Genomic DNA, 17,537 nt, shown 5'->3' on the forward strand with positions numbered 1-17,537 from the left:
CCTCCTGTCCTTTCCGGAAGATATCTTGCCCCGCCTCCCCGGAACCAGTGCCCGGTGCTAAGGCGTGTCTCCCATAAACGTAAACGCTCCCAGGAAACCCGTCCGGCTCCGTACAGGACTGAAAGGACAGCAAATAACCACCATCACAGGGCCTGTACAGAGACAAACAGCACATCTTCGTGCCCGTGGTCCCTGAGAGTGTATTGATTACATATAGTTTAAAGTGTTAACTGATTAAAGTCATCTTGTCAATCATAATATATTTCCTGCGGTATGTCAATACTTCCGTTAAATACTTCCACCGCAGGGCCTGTCATGAAAAGACGGCCAGTGGCGCGGTCCAGGCGTATCATAAGCTTTCCGCCGCGCAGGGAAACCTCCGCCTCATCATCCACATACCCCATGAGGATGGATGCCAGCACGCTGGCCGTGGCGCCTGTGCCGCAGGCCCAGGTTTCCCCGCTGCCCCGCTCCCAGACCCTCATGTTGAGATGCTTCCGGTCCACCACTTCTATGAACTCCGTGTTCACCCGGTCCGGCGCAAACCGCTCATGGTATTCAAAGGCAGGGCCGGTTTTCTCCAAATCCAGCCTGTCAATGCCGTCCATATAGTACACCGCATGGGGATTGCCCACATCGATGCCCACAAACCTGTAATCCTTCCCATCCACCTGTATGTCCTCAGGAAGGTCTGAAGTCAGGGTCCCCTCTCCCATATCCACGGTGATTGACACGGCCTTCCCGTCCTTCACCTCCAGTTCAAGGGTCTTGATCCCGCCCAGCGTCTCTACGGTCATGGTCCTCCTGTCAGCCGGCACCAGGCCGTGGTCGTAGGCGTACTTCCCCACACACCGCACCCCGTTGCCGCACATGGTTCCCTGGGAACCGTCCGCATTGTACATCTCCATCCTGCAGTCCGCCTTCCCGGACGGGCAGATAAGGATAAGGCCGTCCGCCCCTATCCCGAAGTGACGGTCGCTTATGAACCGGGCTACCTTTCCCGGCTCCTTTACCTGTTCCTTAAAACAGTCTACATACACATAATCGTTGCCAATCCCCTGCATCTTTGTAAACTTCATTCCCACACCTCACACATGAATTAAACTGATAACCATCTGGGCTGTTTCCACCAGGTTGGTGCCGCTGTCCATACTGCACTTCTGGATGTACCTGTGAGCCTCTGATTCCGTCATATTGTTGCGCTCCATCAACAGCGCCTTTGCCTCGTCAATCAGCCTGCGTTCCTCGCCGCTCCGCTCCCTGGGCCGGTTTTTCATCTTCCGGCGGAAACGGACCTGGGCCTGCACCATCATTTCCAGGGTGCTTATAAGGTCATGGACCTTCAGGGGCATGGGAAGGCAGATTACATTGCCCGGGGCCTGGCCTCCCCAACGGCTGGGAGAGGAGATGAGCAGCATGTCAAATGAAGCCGGCAGATACTGGCGCAGCTCATCGTACAGCATATCCTCAAACCGGTAGCCGCTCACCACGATGCCGCTGCCCACCCCTTCCGCCGCCGACAGCGCCTGTGAACCGGATGTACAGACAGCGACCACCTGATAGCCGTTACGCACCAGAATCCCTTTTATATTCTTTCCATCCTCCGGTTTGGAGAACGCTACGATAATGTTAGTCACATGCCTCACCTCCAAGCAAGCATTGGGACCGGAACCTCATTGCAGTACCGGCGTCAATATTTATAAAGATATTCGCTTACTTCCCAGTCAGTGACCTGAGCCCTGAAATCGCGCCACTCCTTTTCCTTTGCTTCCAGATACTTGGTATAGATATGGTCCCCCAGGACATCCTTCATGAACCAGTCCCCGTCAAACGCCTCAATGGCATCCCCCAGCGTCTCCGGTATGCGCTCCACATTCCTGGACTTCATCTCCTCCGGCGCCATGGTGAACATGTTGCCTTCCACGCACTCCGGAAGTTCCATCTGCTTCTCAATCCCGTCCAGGCCAGCCCTCAGGCATGCCGCCAGGGCCAGGTATGGGTTCATGGCTGAATCCGGGCAGCGCAGTTCAATCCTGGTGCTTTCCCCTCTGGGTGAAGGGATGCGGATAAGGGAACTGCGGTTGGAGGTGGACGACCAGGCGATATAGATGGGCGCGTCGTACCCAGGTATCAGGCGCTTGTAGGAATTCACAAGCGGGTTGGTAAGGATGGTCATAGGCTTCATATGGTGCAGGATGCCCGCCATGAAATAGTAGGCCGTGCGGCTCAGCTTCAGTGGGTCCGAGTCGTCTGCAAACAGGTTCTTCCCGTTCCCGTCCGACAGGGACATATTGATATGCATCCCCGAACCGTTGATGCCTTCCTTCGGCTTTGGCATGAAGGTGGCATGAAGGCCATGGCGCTTGGCAATTGTCTTGGCCGCCATCTTGAAGGTTATGATGTTATCCGCCGCCCTCAGGGCATCCGTGTACTGGAAATCAATCTCATGCTGGGCCGGGGCAATCTCATGGTGGCTGGCCTCAATCTCAAATCCCATCTCTTCCAGGTTAAGCACGATGTCCCGGCGGACATTCTCAGCCAGGTCAATGGGGGATACGTCAAAATACCCGGCCGTCTCATGGGTATTGGTGGTGGGCCTTCCCTCCTCGTCCGTGTGGAAAAGGAAGAACTCGCACTCAGGTCCCACATTGAACACATATCCCATGCCGGCGGCCTTCTTAACCGCCCGCTTCAGCACATTCCTGGGATCCCCCGTAAATGCGGTCCCGTCCGGATTATACACATCGCAGACCAGCCTTGCCACCTTGCCCTGCTGGGGCCTCCACGGGAATATCTCAAAGGTATCCAGGTCCGGGTACAGGTACATGTCGGACTCGTCAATCCTTACAAATCCCTCAATGGCGGAGCCGTCAAACATGCAGCGGTTATCCAGCGCCTTCCCAAGCTGGCTGGAGGTAATGGCCACATTCTTAAGCATACCAAAAATATCCGTGAACTGAAGGCGGATGAACTCCACATCCTCTTCCTCCACCATGCGGATAATGTCGTCCTTACTGTATTTGCTCATCTCTATTCTCCCTCTCTTGCAAACTGCAATACCAACCATGTGGATCCGTGAAACAGGAAAGGCGGGGACGCCCTGGAGCTCTCCCGCCTCGCTCTACAAAAAATATAGCAACAGAATTTTTATTTGTCAATGTGAATTGACGATTTCGTGTTTTTTACCAATATCACTTTAAAGCGCGAAGTTGTTCTGTGAAATGATTACCTAATTTCATGGTGCCCACATACCCCACATCCCCGGTCATGTGCACAACGCCATCCTCGTCAATCTCAATCTCCAATGTTCCGCCGGGCATCTGGACCACCATCTTGGGGTCTGTCAATCCCAGACGGTAAGCCGCTGCCGCTGCCGCGCAGCATCCGCTGCCCGAGGCCAGGGTATATCCTGCGCCCCGCTCGTAAACCTCGGTCTGGATATGGGTCCTGTCAAGCACCTTCATGATCTGCGTATTGATTTTCTCCGGGAACTGCCTTGCGCCCTCTGAATATTTCCCAATCCTGCACACCAGGTCCTTAGATATCTCATCCATAAGGATGACACAGTGGGGATTGCCCACGGACAGGCAGGTCACGGGATATGGAATCCGTCCGAATACCATTGTCTCATTGATGATTTCCCTGCGCGGGCCTTCCACCGGCACGTCGCTGCTCCAGAAGGAGGCCCTGCCCATGGACGCCTTCAGCCGTGTCCCTTCCTCGTTCAGGTAGTGGATTGCCGCCTCGCCTCCGCTGGAATAGATGGTAAAATCCTTTTTCTGCACATATCCCGCGTCCTTCAGGTATTTGGCAAATATCCTGACCCCATTGCCGCTTTTCTCCGCAATGCTTCCGTCCGGATTCCACACCACCATGGAAATCCTGTCCTCACTAATCACAGGCCCTTCCAGCACGCCGTCCGCCCCAACGCCGAAATTCCGGTTGCACATCAGCTGCACGTTGGACGGGTTCAGTTTCATTTCATTTTTATTAGGGTCATAAACCAGATAATCGTTTCCCAGTCCATGATATTTCTCCACTATAAGCCTCATATCCATATCCTCCATATTTTCCAGGCATTCCACTTTACATCCTGTTTTATATTTTATCAGGCATTTTATCATAAAAATATAGATATGATGCTATTTTATATTGCAAATAATGCTGTCATTCGTATATACTGTTCCTGTAAGGAGGAATAATCCATGTATATAAGCGACGGCTCCCCTGCCACCCAGAAGCAGGGATATCTGGAAGGCGACTTCCGTCTGTTCCACATTAAGGATAAACTGCAGCGCACCTACGATTTCCACTATCATGATTTCCTCAAGATCCTGGTACATCTGGAAGGAAATGTAACTTATACAATCGAAGGCCGTTCCTATTCCCTCTGTCCCGGGGACATTGTGTTGGTGGACCGCGGACAGATCCACCGCCCCCAGGTGGATTTTACATCCCCCTATGAGCGCCTGGTCCTGTACCTGTCCCCGGACTTTCTGGAGCGGTACGGCGAAAATGGTTCTTCCCTGGACAGCTGTTTTTCCACCGCGGCCTACCGCCATTCCAATGTGCTGCGCTTAAAGGAGGATACCCGCCGTCCCATGCTGTCCCTCCTTCGCAGGCTGGAGCGGGCCCAGAACTGGCAGGAAGAAGAATTTGCAGGACCGCTGTACTGCCGCCTGCTGTGCCTCGAATTCCTGGTGGAACTTGGACGGGCATCCATGGACGCCAACGCCCAGTACATCCCCACCGGCACTTTAAACTACCATGTGTCAGGACTTATATCCTATATTAATGAGCACCTGTCCGGGGACCTGAGTATCCGTACCCTTTCTGACAGCTGCTGTCTCAGCCCCTACCACATGATGCGCATGTTCAAGGAGGAAACCGGTTACACCATCGGAAACTATATCACAGAAAAGCGGCTGTTACGGGCCCGCGACCTGCTTGCCCAGGGAAAAAGTGCGACCGAAAGCTGCTTTTCGTCCGGGTTCCAGAACTATTCCACCTTTCTCAGGGCTTATAAACAGCACTATAAAGAACTGCCCAAACGTTCTGTCCGGTTAAAAAACAGTAAAAATTAAAGTATTTCTGATTTTTTCTTGAAATTTTCGTAATATCTGATATAATATACTCATTGTTTTCCCATTGAGGACAGTTGTCTTTGCCAGATGAACACACCTTGCGCAGGGGATTTGGAATCAATGGATCATTCATGAAATGAGGAGGATTGTAGTATGAGAATCAGGAAAATCATGGCCGTAACCATGGCCGCGTGTCTTGTTGCAGGTTCCCTTGCAGGATGCGGCAAGAAAGCAGAAGAAAAAGTCATCAAGATCGGCGTGTTTGAACCGACCACAGGTGAGAACGGCGGCGGCGGATTCCAGGAAGTACTGGGTATCCGTTATGCAAAAGAGATGCACCCAACCGTAACAATCAATGGCGAGGAATACAAAGTAGAGCTGGTGGAGGTTGACAACAAGTCCGATAAGACAGAGGCTGTCAACGCAGCACAGAAGCTGGTAAGCGAGAAGGTAAGCGTGGTCCTTGGAAGCTACGGCTCCGGCGTATCCATTGCAGCCGGACAGATATTCGCAGACGCCAAGATCCCTGCCATCGGCTGTTCCTGTACCAACCCGCAGGTAACGGAGGGCAATGATTTTTACTTCCGTGTCTGCTTCATCGACCCGTTCCAGGGCACGGTAATGGCTAACTACGCATTCCAGAACGGAGCAAAGAGCGCTGCTGTGATCACCCAGCTGGGCGATGACTACTCCTCAGGCCTTGGTTCCTTCTTTAAGGATGCATTCGCCAAATTAGGCGGGGAAATCGTAAGCGAGGAGCAGTTCCAGACCAACCAGACTGATTTCAAGGCAATCCTGACCAATATCAAGGCAGCCAACCCTGACATCATCTTCGCGCCATCCTCCATCACCACTGCACCGCTTATCATCAAGCAGGCCAGGGAGCTTGGCATTACGGCAACCATCGCTGCAGGCGATACATGGGAGAACTCCACCATCATCGAGAACGCGGGCAAGGATGCCGAGGGCGTTGTGCTTTCCACCTTCTTTGACGAGGCTGAACCGGCCAATGACGAGGCAGCCGCCTTCATCAAGGGCTTCAAGGAATATCTGGTAAAGAACAAACAGGAAGACATCATCCCGGCCGTATCCGCACTGGGCTATGATTCCTACCTGGCAGCCATCAAGGCCATCGAGACAGCTAATTCCACCGACACCACTGCAATCCGCGATGCGCTGAAGGGCGTCCAGATTGACGGCGTGACCGGAAGCATTACCTTTAATGAGACAGGTGATGCCAACAAGGATATCGCCTTCATCAAGACCATCAAGGATGGCAAGTTCCAGTTCCTTACAACTACAACCGTAGAGTAAGGTCATCTGACAGTTACATATGACACAGAGGCCGCAGGCGGCAGCCATTGCCCCGCGGCCTTTCTCCGGCTTATGGCGGAGGCGCAGGATACCATGTCCTCATGCCATTCCCTGCAGGATACAATTATTAAGAAAACAGGAGGCAGACTCTTATGAGTTTAACAACATTTCTACAGCAGTGCCTGACCGGTATCTCCCTTGGCGGCGCCTATGCGCTGATTGCCATCGGCTATACACTGGTATACGGCATCCTCCGTCTGATTAATTTCGCCCATGGCGACATATTCATGATGGCAGGTTATTTTATGATTTTCGCAATGGCCAGCCTTCCCTGGTTCATCGCAATCCCGGTTACCCTGATTGTCACCGTTGTCCTTGGTGTTACCATTGAACGGGTGGCTTACCGTCCCCTGCGTTCTTCCCCCAGGATGTCCGTCATGATTTCAGCCATTGGCGTATCGTATCTGCTGCAGAACCTTGCTACCTATCTGTTCACGGCCCTTCCAAAGGGATATCCTGAGATTCCTTTCTTAAAGAGGATTTACCAGATAGGCGGTCTTTCCGCATCCTTCGTAACCTTCCTCACGCCAGTCCTGACCCTGGTCCTGGTATATCTTCTGATACTCCTGATCAACCACACCAAAATCGGCATGGCAATGAGGGCTGTTTCCAAGGATTACGAAACCGCGTCCCTGATGGGCATCAAAATCAATAAGACCATCTCCTTCACCTTTGCAGTGGGTTCCCTGCTGGCAGGAATCGGTTCCATCCTCTATTTCACGGACCGTATGACCGTATTCCCGTTCTCAGGCGCACTGCCCGGCCTCAAATGCTTTGTTGCCGCTGTATTCGGCGGTATCGGAAGCATTCCCGGCGCTGTCATCGGTGGTTTCATCCTTGGACTTGGGGAGACAGCCCTGGTTGCCATGGGACAGTCCACCTTCAGTGACGCATTTACATTTATCCTGTTGATTGTTATGCTTCTCATCCGCCCGACCGGCCTGTTTGGTGAGAAGACAACCGATAAAGTGTGAGGTGGCGGACATGAAGAATATGACAAAGAACAAAAACAAGGTTTATACCATCATTGCCCTGGCCGTGCTCATTGGAATCCTGGCATTCCTGCAGTCTGACACGGCAGAATACAGTTATCAGATATCCATCCTGGAGCGGAGCGCCATCTATGCGGTGGTGGCTGTTTCCATGAACCTGCTCACCGGCTTTACCGGGCTGTTCTCCCTTGGGCAGGCAGGCTTCATGGCAATCGGGGCCTATGTCGTGGCCATATTCACCATCCCTGTAGGCTCCCGTGCCAGCGTATACTATGTGAGCGGGATCTCACCCGTGATTGCCAATGTAGCGCTTCCCATCCCCGTGGCCCTGCTCCTTGGCGGGCTTGCCGCCGCTGTCCTGGCCGCCCTTATCGGCATCCCGGTGCTGCGCCTTAAGAGCGATTACCTGGCCATCGCAACCCTTGGCTTTTCAGAAATCATCCGCGCCTTCATCGCAGCGCCCATGTTTGACACTGTCACCAACGGTTCCTACGGTCTGAAAAGCATCCCCGGCTTCCCCAATATCTTTGCTGTATTCGGTCTGGCAGCCCTCTGCATCGCGCTCATGGTACTGTTAATCAACTCCTCCTACGGCCGTGTCTTTAAGGCCATCCGCGAGGATGAGATTGCAGCCCAGTCCATGGGACTTAACCTGTTCCGCTACAAGGAGCTTTCCTTTGTCATCTCCTCTTTCTTCACCGGGGTTGGGGGCGGGATGCTGGCCATGTTCATGCGCTCCATCGATTCCAAGACCTTCCAGGTGGCGCTTACCTACGACCTTCTTCTGATTGTGGTCCTGGGCGGTATCGGAAGCGTCACGGGAAGCGTCCTGGGCGCGTTCCTGGTAACCTCGGGACGTGAACTGCTGCGGTTCTTTGATGACCCGTTAACCATTGCAGGGGTGCATATCCCGCTGTTCCGTTCCGGTTTCCGCATGGTCATCTTCTCCATCCTTTTGATGGTAGTGGTGCTGTTCTACCGCCGCGGGATCATGGGCAACAACGAGTTTTCCTGGGACGGACTGTCCCGGCTCATACGCGGCATACCCGACAGGCTGAAGAAAGGCCGCGGTAAGAAAGCCGCCTCCAAAAAAGGAGGTGCCAAGTAATGGATAACATGAAAAACGTACTTCACATGGACAACGTAACCATGCAGTTCGGCGGCGTGGTAGCTGTCAACGGATTATCCTTAGATGTAAATGAACGCGAAATCGTGGCCCTCATCGGACCCAACGGCGCCGGCAAGACCACTGCCTTCAACTGTGTGACAGGCATCTACCAGCCCACCTACGGCTCTGTTTCCTTTAACGGGGAAATGATCCTGGCCGACACGCCTCAGGGCAAGATGCGCCGTCTCTACGCCGGGGACGTGGCGCCAAAGGAGCTTACGCCCGTGCGCAAGACGCCGGATGAAGTGACAAAGCTTGGGATTGCCAGGACATTCCAGAACATCCGTCTCTTCGGCAACCTGACCGTATTTGACAATGTACTGATTGCAAAGCACATGCGCGCCAAACAGAACGTATTCTCCGCCACTCTGCGTTTAAACCATGCAGAGGAAAAGCGGATGCGGGATGAATCCATGGAGCTTCTTAAAATGCAGGGCCTGGCACACCTTAAGGATGAGATTGCCTCCTCCCTGCCCTACGGCCTGCAGCGCCGTCTGGAGATTGCACGCGCGCTGGCCACCAACCCCAGCCTGCTCCTTCTTGACGAGCCTGCCGCGGGTATGAATCCCCAGGAGACACAGGACCTGACCGATTTCATCAGGCAGATCCGGGATGACTACCATCTGACCATATTCATGATTGAGCACCATATGGACCTGGTCATGCAGATATCCGACCGCATCTATGTACTGGATTTCGGCAAGCTCATAGCCCATGGCACGCCGGATGAGGTACAGAACAATCCAAAAGTAATTGAAGCATATCTGGGGGTGAGTGACGATGTTAACGATTAAAGATCTGAGGGTAAACTATGGGGGGATTGAAGCCGTAAAAGGCATCAGCTTCGAGGTCCCGGAAAAATCCATTGTCACCCTGATTGGCGCCAACGGCGCGGGAAAAAGCACCACCCTGCGTTCCATCACAGGACTGGTCAAGGCCTCCGGCGGTTCCATCCAGTTTGACGGCGCGGAGCTTCTGGGCATGGACACGCCGGATATCGTGGCAAAGGGCATTACCCTGGTACCGGAAGGCCGCCGGGTATTCCCCGACATGACGGTAATAGAGAACATCAAGATTGGGGCCTACTTAAGAAGCGATTCCCTGGAGGACAATATCAACTGGGTCTACGACCTGTTTCCCCGTCTAAAGGAAAGAAGCTGGCAGCTGGCCGGCACCCTTTCCGGCGGCGAGCAGCAGATGCTGGCCGTTGCAAGGGCCCTCATGAGCCGTCCCAAGCTGATGATGATGGATGAGCCGTCCCTCGGTCTGGCTCCCCTGATTGTTAAGGACATATTCAGCATCATCAAGGAGATAAACAAGCAGGGCGTGACCATCCTCTTAATCGAGCAGAACGCCAACATGGCCCTGAGGATTGCCGACCAGGGGTATGTACTGGAAACAGGACGCATTGCCCTGACCGGCACCGGCAGGGAGCTGCTGGCAGACGAGTCGGTAAAGGCGGCATATCTGGGAAAGAAAAAGAATTAAACACCGCTTCAGATTGCAAGGGAAACCTGGGCTGTATAAAAGCAGACGATAAAACACAAGGGAGGAGGATGGCCTGGATTGGACAATGGGAACCAATCCAGACCATCCCCTCCCTTGTCCTTGTGTGTGGACATCCTGATTTACAATCATCCATATACATTTATATCCCTGCCCGCTTATGTCCTTATACACCCATGGATATCCCCTATACCGCACCCCTGTCTAAATCCGTCCCAAGCATCATAGGTTTCCTGTCAGAAAGACAGGATTAAACCAGCCAAATCACACCTGCGGGGAGGTAAAAGGTATGGATATAAATATCTTCAATGAAAAGTTTAATATAACGGTTTCCAGGGATATGACCTATACACCGGATTCCGTTGACAATAAGCCATATGACATGGAAATCCGGGCAATATCAACCATCCATGACGGAGGACATTATTCCTGTCATTCCATCGCGGTCGAAGATTTTTCAGATGGCGGGACTGTAACAATCATCCTGGTAGGGGACTACTGTTCCAATGTGGGAAAGGATTCCGTTATCTTACGGAACGATACGCTTATCATACTGCTGGATGCCGTCATCGTGGTATTATCACTAAAGAGTGCCATGGACCCTGGAAGTCATGATATCCACCGGATAAAAAACAATTTCGGGACCTACTATTCCATCTATCCTGTTGGAAACAACTATATCATCTACGGGGAATTAGAAGTAAAGATGCTGGACAAAGCATTCCGTGAAGTCTGGACCTATTCAACCACGGACATCCTGATCAACCCGGATTACCACCTTAACATAGATGATAAGCAGATTTCCTTTACGGACTGGGATGGAAACCACCACCTGTTGGATATGGACGGACATCTTCTCTGTTATAAAAAACGGGAGCTGAACGTGATTGAAATCAATGTAACCCCCATAAACACCCCCAAAGAACTACAGGCAATCATCAAAAGCAGGCTAAACATGCCGGACTTTTACGGAATGAACTGGGACGCCTACTGGGATGGCATAACCGGACTCATCCCCATGCCGGACAGGATCATCCTGCGCGGTTGGGATATTTACAAAGAAAAACAGCCCGGGGATGCAGCCGCATTCGAAAAAATCATGGCAAGATATACCCGTCTATATGGGCATTGCCAATGCATCTATACATAAAACAGAAGCAGGTATGGCATCGGCTGCCAGCCGTACACCATACCTGCATCCACTTCCATCATCCAGCCATCACAGCTGTGTGAATCCATAAGCATTCACCAGTGCATCCAGCTTACGCTTCTCCCTGCACAAAGGACAGTCCCTATAATCATAATATGCGTAATCCGGCACATCCTTCTTACCAAAAATAGAAGTAATCCGATACCCATTCACCTCATCCACAGCGCTGAATATGGCAGTAACCCCTCTCAGGATGCCGCCATAATACTGAATGGCCTCAATCCCCTTATTAAGGGCCAGTCCCGTGGTAACAGACGCCGTCATGATAAGGACGTTCTTATCCCTGATCATAGGAAGGTTATTCTCCTTAAAAATCATCTGGCTGTTGCTATTATACTCCGGGGTCACTATGTACATGGTCTTATGTGCATTCATGGAAAGGACGCCCGCGCTGGTCAGCTCATCCGCCAGAAACGCCCCAATGACCTGGGTTCCCTCCAGGCACACGATCGTATCCACCACCGTATCATAGAGGAACATCCCCACCAGGCTCTTTGCAATCTCCCTTGCCTCACTAAGCCTGGTCTTCAGGGTGGTCATATCAAGATAATAATTGATATGGGCATGATTGGTTGCAAAATGACCGGGTGTAATCTTCAGCGGCGCATTACATCCCGCTGTCTGAATCTTTGTATACTTAACATCCATAAAAACGCCCCCTTCTGCATCGGGCATGTTTGAAGTCAAGCCTTCAAGCACACTCCTTTTTCCAACATCAGTATCTATCTATTATTATACTAAAAAAACCATTCCCGCACAAGAGTCGTATAATTTATCATCCCAAAATCCATTTGACAGTTTTCAACCACACCAAAGAACATTTATCAAAAATCCTTCTCCCTCCAGCCAACAAAACCCCCACCGCGAATCCCCCATCCTTTCCTTCATGGCCGGAGTACACAGTCCGGGAAGCCGGGCGGGGCTTGTCCTGTGCGGGGCGGGAGGGTTCCTTAGGGCGTGTTTGAAAATTGCTTTCCGTCAGCTGTGCGTCCCACTTTGTGGGAGATTTAGTCCCGATGAGGGAGGCGTAGCGGGCTACGTTGACCGAATTGGGACTAAATATACCGCGAAGTGGGGCGTGTAGATGGCGGGAATGAATTTGCAAACACGCCCCAGGGCAGCTGTGGATTGGACGCATAGTGGAGGAGGCAGCAGCTTCTTAGGACCTGGCAGATGAAAAGACGGGGGTGGATTCCTGCATCAAAGCAGGAATCCAAGGTGCTCTGAACGTAGAAAGTCCATCAGGATTTCTACGTGAATAGCACCGGTCCCCCGTCTTTTCATCTGTCAGGTTCTTAGAAGCTGCTGCCTCCGCAACTCCGCGTCCGATTCACAGCCGCCCTAAGGAACCCGCCCAAACCCGCGCAGGACAAGCCCCGCCCGGCTTCGCGGACGTACCTCCCACAACCACTCAATTCTCCTTACTATAACTAACCCCCAGTTTCGCCGGCACATTAAAACTCTTCCTTGAAACCGTCAGCACAATCGTCAATATATAAGGCAGTGCAATGAACAGCTCATTGGGGAAGTATCCGCCTCCGCCCATGGACTGCATATAGATAGCCACGGCCTCCGCCAGTCCGAACACCACCGTGCCGATCACAGCCCCCTTTGGATTCCAGTTCCCAAGGAAACAGATGGCAAATGCAATCCATCCGCGCCCTCCGATCATGTTGGTGGTGAACATCCCCAGATACCCAACCGAGTAAAACGAGCCTGCCACGCCGCCCATAACGCCTGCCAGCAGCACGGTGAGGAAACGCACCGTATTCACATTGATACCAGCCACGTCCACTGCCTCCGGGTTCTCCCCCGTGGAGCGGATGGTCAGCCCGATGGATGTCTTAAACAGTACAAAATAAGACACCGGAATAATCAGGTACACAATATAGGTCAGTATATTCTGCTGGAACAGCACCGGCCCAAGCACCGGAATCCTGCTGAGCACCGGAATGGCAATCTCAGGCAGGGGACTGATTTTCAGGGGCGTGGTGGGGACACCGAAGAACACCCTCTGAAGGTACGTGCAGATACCGGCTGCCAGCACGTTGATGGCGGTTCCCGTAACCACCTGGTGCTGCTTCAGATAGATACACACCACCCCATAAACAGCGGCCGCGGCCACACCTGCCAGGATGGCGCACAGGATGCCGATAAAGGCATTGCCCGTAATATAGGTTCCCACGAATCCGCCCCAGGCGCCCATGAGGAAAATGCCCTCAATGGCAGTTACCATCATGCCGGAACGCTCCGCAACCACCTCTGCGATGGAGCCGAAAAGCAGAGGCGTACTCATCATCAACGCACGTTTCAATAAACTTACAACCATAGCCTTACGCTCCTTTCTGCAGTTTCAGTTTTTCTCTCCGGTTCTCCAGATAATGCCGGAAGAAATAGGAGACAATGACAAACAGCATGACGAACCCCTGCATCAGATCCACGATGCTGGACGGTACGTTTACCCCCGGCATACGGCCCATCAGGTTGCCCATGACACCAAGGGCGCCGAAGAGGATGGATGCAAAAATGATACCGATTGGATTGGCATTGGCCAGTATGGCGATGCCCAGGCCTGCGGAACCAACCCCGCTGTTAAAATCCTGGATCAGCATGTGCTGCACGCCGTTTACCTCTGTGAATCCAGCCATTCCGGCCAGGGCGCCGCTGATGAAGAAAGCGGTCACAAATACCTTTTTAGAGTTGATGCCGGACATCCTGGCCGCGGAATCATTGCTTCCAACCGCGCGGATGCGGTATCCAAGAGGCGTCTTGTACAGAAGGATCCAGATGCCGATTGCCACCAGCACAGCCAGCACAAACCCCGCATGGAGCCTGGTTCCCTTTACAATGGTCGGCAGCCACGCCGCCCTTGTGATGGCGTCTGTCTGGGGATACTCCCCCTTGGACTCCTTTAGGAAGGTGCGCAGCAGATAGTTCATCACATTCAGCGCAACATAGGTTGACATCATGCTTACAAGGAATTCATTTGCCTTGTAATGGGCTTTCAGGAACCCGATTAAAGCACCAATCAGGCCGCCTGCCACTGCCGTCGCAAGACAGACAACCACCAGAAGCACCGGCGCCGGCACCTTGCCGTCCAGTTTAAGGGACAGCGCAATGGCAGCCACGGCGCCCATATAGAACTGGCCCTGTGCGCCGATATTGAACAGGTTGGCCTTAAAGGTAAATGCAAATGCCAGCGCAGTGAATATAAGGGGCGTTGCCTTTAAGAAAACCTCCCCCGTGGTATATTTATCCGTCAGCATGGTGGTGACGGAGTATGTAAATACCTCCACCGGATTGATATGCAGCATAAGAAGCATCAGACCGGAAAGCAGCAGGCCGGCAAGTATGGCAACCGCGTTGGTCACAATCATATCACGTATTTTCCCATTCATGCATTGTCCCCTCCTCTTCTTTGTAGCCTGCCATGAGAAGCCCGATCCGCTCCGTTGTCAGTTCATCATGGCGGTAGATTCCCATAAACGCGCCCTTATATATAACCGCAATCCGGTCGCACAGTTCAAAAATCTCAGACAGTTCCGTGGATACCAGAAGAATGCCCTTGCCCTTCCTGCGCTCTTCCAGTATGCTGGTGTGTATATTGTTGATGGCCCCCAGGTCCAGGCCGCGGGTGGGCTGGTCCATGATCAGCATTTCCCCGGCATTGCCCACTTCCCTTGCCAGGATCACCTTCTGCTGGTTGCCTCCTGAAAGCCCGCGTATCTGGGCATCCGGCCCCGGGGCCTTGATTTCAAAATCCTCGATGGCTTTCCGGGTATAGTCATACAGCTTTTTCCGGTTGAGGAAGCCGTGTCTGGTCCATGTCCGGTCAAAGCTTGTCTTGAGCATCATATTCTCAGCCAGGGTCATTTCCCCAACCATGGCGTCCCTGTACCGGTCCACAGGCACATAGCCGATTCCAAGACCGATCCGTTCCCTGACCGAGGTGCCCGTGATATCCTTTCCTTTAAGGAATACGCTTCCTTCCGTAACGGGAAGGGCGCCGCAGATGACCTCGCACAGTTCCTCCTGCCCATTACCGCTGACCCCGGCCACGCCGAAGATTTCCCCCTCCATGATCTGGAAGGAAAGGTTATCCAGCACCGGCATGGCGCCCTTCTGCTTCACGGTCACGTTTTTAAGCTCCAGGCATACATTTTTTCTGATGCCATCCTCTTCCTCTTCCCGCTTTGCAACCACCATCTCCTTGCCCATCATAAGCCTTGCCAGTTCCACCTCATTGGTTTCCTTGGCCGTCAGGTTCCCTGTTAGCCTTCCATTCCTCATGACAATAATCCGGTCCGCCACTTCCATGACTTCCTTCATCTTGTGGGTTATGAAAATCACGGAATTACCCTTTGCCGTGTATTCCTTTACAAACTGCATCAGGGTTTCCGATTCCTGGGGCGTGAGGACAGCCGTAGGCTCATCCATGATAAGAAGGCTGGTCTTCAGATAAAGGGCCTTTAATATCTCCACCTTCTGCTGTACGCCGACCGCCAGGTCCGCAATCTTTGCATCCACAGGGATATCAAAGCCATACTGCCCTGCCAGCTCCTCCACTTCTTTCCTGCATCGGTCGTAATCAATGACGCCGTGTACATTGCCCAGTATGATGTTTTCCGTCACCGTATGTGCATTTACCAGGGAAAAATGCTGCTGGATCATGGAAATGCCCAGGGCCATGGCGTCCTTTGGGGAGCCTATCTTCTGTTCCTTTCCATCCATGAATATCTGCCCTTCATCCGCTTTATAAAGGCCGTACAGGATCTTCATGACCGTGCTCTTCCCCGCCCCGTTTTCCCCTAACAGGGCCAGAACCTCCCCCCTTTGTATGGAGAAGGAAATGTCTTTGTTGGCCACTACCCTGGCGAAATATTTTGATACATTCCTCAACTCAAAAAACGGTGTATCCACAAGCGTCATCCTCCTTTAATCCATTGGTGCGCGGCCCGCGGCAGCTGCCGCACCGCTATAAAACCGCACCGCTGTAAAACCGCGCTGGTATAAAACATTGCTGATATAAAACCACACCCAAAAGGCTGCTGCATCCAAAACCATTCCTGCAGCAGCCCTTTCATATCTACCATATTATTTTTCAAACATTGCCTGCAGATCTACTTTCCCATCCTTGAAATCCTTCAGTCCCTGGTCAACCGCAGCCTTCACCTCATCGGTGATGTTGTCCGTGTATACAGGTACGAAGATATCCTCATTGATGCCGGCCTCATGGACCATGTTGCCTGAAAGCTTTCCTTCCATGTACTGCCCGATTGCCCATACATAGAAGTTCTTGAAATCAAAGTTTACGGAAGCCACCACCGTGTTTGGGTCAATGGTGGTCTGGTCGCTGGAAAAGCCGATGAACTTGGCTCCCTTTGCCTTGGCTGCCTCAATACATCCCAGTCCCACTTCGTTGGCATATACAAACAGTGTATCCGCGCCGTTGTCAATCATCTGCTCAGCCATCTGTTTGCCCAGGGCCACATCATCCCATGTATTGGCATAAGCCCTTGTTGCCTTTGCGCCGGAGATGCCTCTCTCCTCTGCGATTTTAACCGCGTTTTTCTCATATACATCCATCAGATGCTCCATCGGCTCATTGGGGAAGCCGCCGATGGTTGCGAAGTTTCCGTTCTCTGTCACGTATCCTGCGATAATGGATGCCACATAGCTGGCTTCATATTCCTTCGGGAAAATAGGGGCCACATTGTCGCCGTCACACTTGGAACCATTCACGGCGCAGAAGGTGGTGTCCGGATAGTTGGGGGCCACGGCTGCAACTGCCTCGTCAAACTGGGAACCGGCCGCCATGATCAGGTCATATCCCCGCTCCGCATATTCCCGGAATGTGGATTCATAGTCAGAGGCCTGAACATTCTCAACGTATTCCATCTTGGTGCCCAGTGTCTCATTACATGCAACCAGGCCCGCATAGTTGGTTGCGTTCCAGCTCTGGTCATTGATTGGTCCCGGAAGGATCAGTACAATCTTATAATCCGCCGCGCTTTTGCCGTCTGCTGCGGGCGCAGCTGCCTCAGCCACCTTGGTATCAGCTTCCTTGCCATCCCCCGCAGGCGCCGCCGCCTCAGTGGCTGCCTTTGTCTCAGCTGGTTTGCCGGAACTGCAGCCGCCCAGTGCCGCCGTACTTATCACCATGGATGCTGCCAATAATAACGCGCCTAATCTTTTCTTCATAA

General features: G+C 52.6%; 16 protein-coding genes and 2 pseudogenes. 8 read left to right on the top strand and 10 right to left on the bottom strand.

The genetic code is table 11. The features are described from left to right. Positions 1–248: 248 nt before the first annotated feature. The 4 genes from dapF (MCJ35_RS16560) to dapF (MCJ35_RS16575) form a co-directional block, all read right to left on the bottom strand. Entirely contained in the window at positions 249–1,079 is an 831-nt protein-coding gene (gene dapF, locus MCJ35_RS16560) for a diaminopimelate epimerase (RefSeq protein ID WP_025486353.1), read from the bottom strand. A gap of 9 nt (positions 1,080–1,088) precedes the next feature. Then, a complete protein-coding gene (locus tag MCJ35_RS16565) occupies positions 1,089–1,637 on the bottom strand; it encodes an ANTAR domain-containing response regulator (protein ID WP_025486351.1) in 549 nt (182 codons plus the stop codon). A 53-nt stretch (positions 1,638–1,690) separates the two neighbouring features. Then, positions 1,691–3,028: a type I glutamate--ammonia ligase gene (glnA, locus tag MCJ35_RS16570; RefSeq protein ID WP_025486350.1), complete on the bottom strand. Its 1,338-nt coding sequence runs from the start codon at positions 3,026–3,028 to the stop codon at positions 1,691–1,693. A 163-nt stretch (positions 3,029–3,191) separates the two neighbouring features. Next, complete coding sequence (dapF, locus tag MCJ35_RS16575) at positions 3,192–4,052, bottom strand: diaminopimelate epimerase (RefSeq protein WP_008718358.1); 861 nt, start codon at positions 4,050–4,052, stop codon at positions 3,192–3,194. A gap of 153 nt (positions 4,053–4,205) precedes the next feature. Between dapF (MCJ35_RS16575) and MCJ35_RS16580 the strand changes: the two genes are divergently transcribed. The 7 genes from MCJ35_RS16580 (at position 4,206) to MCJ35_RS16610 (ending at position 11,274) form a co-directional block, all read left to right on the top strand. Further along, a complete protein-coding gene (locus tag MCJ35_RS16580) occupies positions 4,206–5,084 on the top strand; it encodes a helix-turn-helix domain-containing protein (protein WP_008718359.1) in 879 nt (292 codons plus the stop codon). Positions 5,085–5,237: 153 nt separating this feature from the next. Further along, entirely contained in the window at positions 5,238–6,398 is a 1,161-nt protein-coding gene (locus MCJ35_RS16585) for an ABC transporter substrate-binding protein (protein WP_008718360.1), read from the top strand. A 152-nt stretch (positions 6,399–6,550) separates the two neighbouring features. Beyond that, positions 6,551–7,432 (top strand): branched-chain amino acid ABC transporter permease, encoded by an 882-nt coding sequence (locus MCJ35_RS16590; RefSeq protein WP_008718361.1) that lies wholly within the window; start codon positions 6,551–6,553, stop codon positions 7,430–7,432. Between the two features lie 10 nt (positions 7,433–7,442). Then, positions 7,443–8,558 (top strand): branched-chain amino acid ABC transporter permease, encoded by a 1,116-nt coding sequence (locus MCJ35_RS16595; protein WP_008718362.1) that lies wholly within the window; start codon positions 7,443–7,445, stop codon positions 8,556–8,558. Beyond that, complete coding sequence (locus MCJ35_RS16600) at positions 8,558–9,412, top strand: ABC transporter ATP-binding protein (protein ID WP_008718363.1); 855 nt, start codon at positions 8,558–8,560, stop codon at positions 9,410–9,412. Before MCJ35_RS16595 ends, MCJ35_RS16600 begins: the two co-directional genes overlap by 1 nt. Next, positions 9,399–10,106, top strand: coding sequence for an ABC transporter ATP-binding protein (locus tag MCJ35_RS16605; RefSeq protein WP_025486348.1), 708 nt, complete (start codon positions 9,399–9,401; stop codon positions 10,104–10,106). Before MCJ35_RS16600 ends, MCJ35_RS16605 begins: the two co-directional genes overlap by 14 nt. A gap of 307 nt (positions 10,107–10,413) precedes the next feature. Then, complete coding sequence (locus MCJ35_RS16610; protein ID WP_025486345.1) at positions 10,414–11,274, top strand: barstar family protein; 861 nt, start codon at positions 10,414–10,416, stop codon at positions 11,272–11,274. A 69-nt stretch (positions 11,275–11,343) separates the two neighbouring features. Here MCJ35_RS16610 and MCJ35_RS16615 read toward each other — a convergent pair whose 3' ends face one another. Further along, positions 11,344–11,982, bottom strand: coding sequence for a type I phosphoribosyltransferase (locus tag MCJ35_RS16615; protein WP_025486344.1), 639 nt, complete (start codon positions 11,980–11,982; stop codon positions 11,344–11,346). Between the two features lie 238 nt (positions 11,983–12,220). Here MCJ35_RS16615 and MCJ35_RS32150 point away from each other — a divergent pair. Further along, positions 12,221–12,358: pseudogene (locus MCJ35_RS32150) on the top strand (DUF6783 domain-containing protein); the annotation flags it as partial. On the opposite strand, the pseudogene MCJ35_RS32155 reads toward MCJ35_RS32150, so the two are convergent. The 5 genes and pseudogenes from MCJ35_RS32155 to MCJ35_RS16635 all read right to left on the bottom strand — a co-directional run. Further along, a pseudogene (locus MCJ35_RS32155) lies at positions 12,335–12,472 on the bottom strand (DUF6783 domain-containing protein); the annotation flags it as partial. The pseudogenes MCJ35_RS32150 and MCJ35_RS32155 overlap by 24 nt on opposite strands. A 273-nt stretch (positions 12,473–12,745) precedes the next feature. Continuing rightward, positions 12,746–13,663, bottom strand: coding sequence for an ABC transporter permease (locus tag MCJ35_RS16620; protein ID WP_008718370.1), 918 nt, complete (start codon positions 13,661–13,663; stop codon positions 12,746–12,748). A gap of 4 nt (positions 13,664–13,667) precedes the next feature. Next, positions 13,668–14,732, bottom strand: coding sequence for an ABC transporter permease (locus MCJ35_RS16625; protein ID WP_008718371.1), 1,065 nt, complete (start codon positions 14,730–14,732; stop codon positions 13,668–13,670). Beyond that, a complete protein-coding gene (locus tag MCJ35_RS16630) occupies positions 14,713–16,263 on the bottom strand; it encodes an ABC transporter ATP-binding protein (protein WP_034577798.1) in 1,551 nt (516 codons plus the stop codon). Before MCJ35_RS16630 ends, MCJ35_RS16625 begins: the two co-directional genes overlap by 20 nt. Before the next feature lie 165 nt (positions 16,264–16,428). Continuing rightward, positions 16,429–17,535, bottom strand: a complete 1,107-nt coding sequence (locus MCJ35_RS16635; protein WP_025486339.1) for a BMP family protein — start codon at positions 17,533–17,535, stop codon at positions 16,429–16,431. Positions 17,536–17,537 lie beyond the last annotated feature (2 nt).

Source organism: Enterocloster sp. OA13 (genome assembly GCF_022440595.1).
In the GTDB taxonomy this organism is placed as follows: Bacteria; Bacillota; Clostridia; order Lachnospirales; family Lachnospiraceae; genus Enterocloster; species Enterocloster hominis.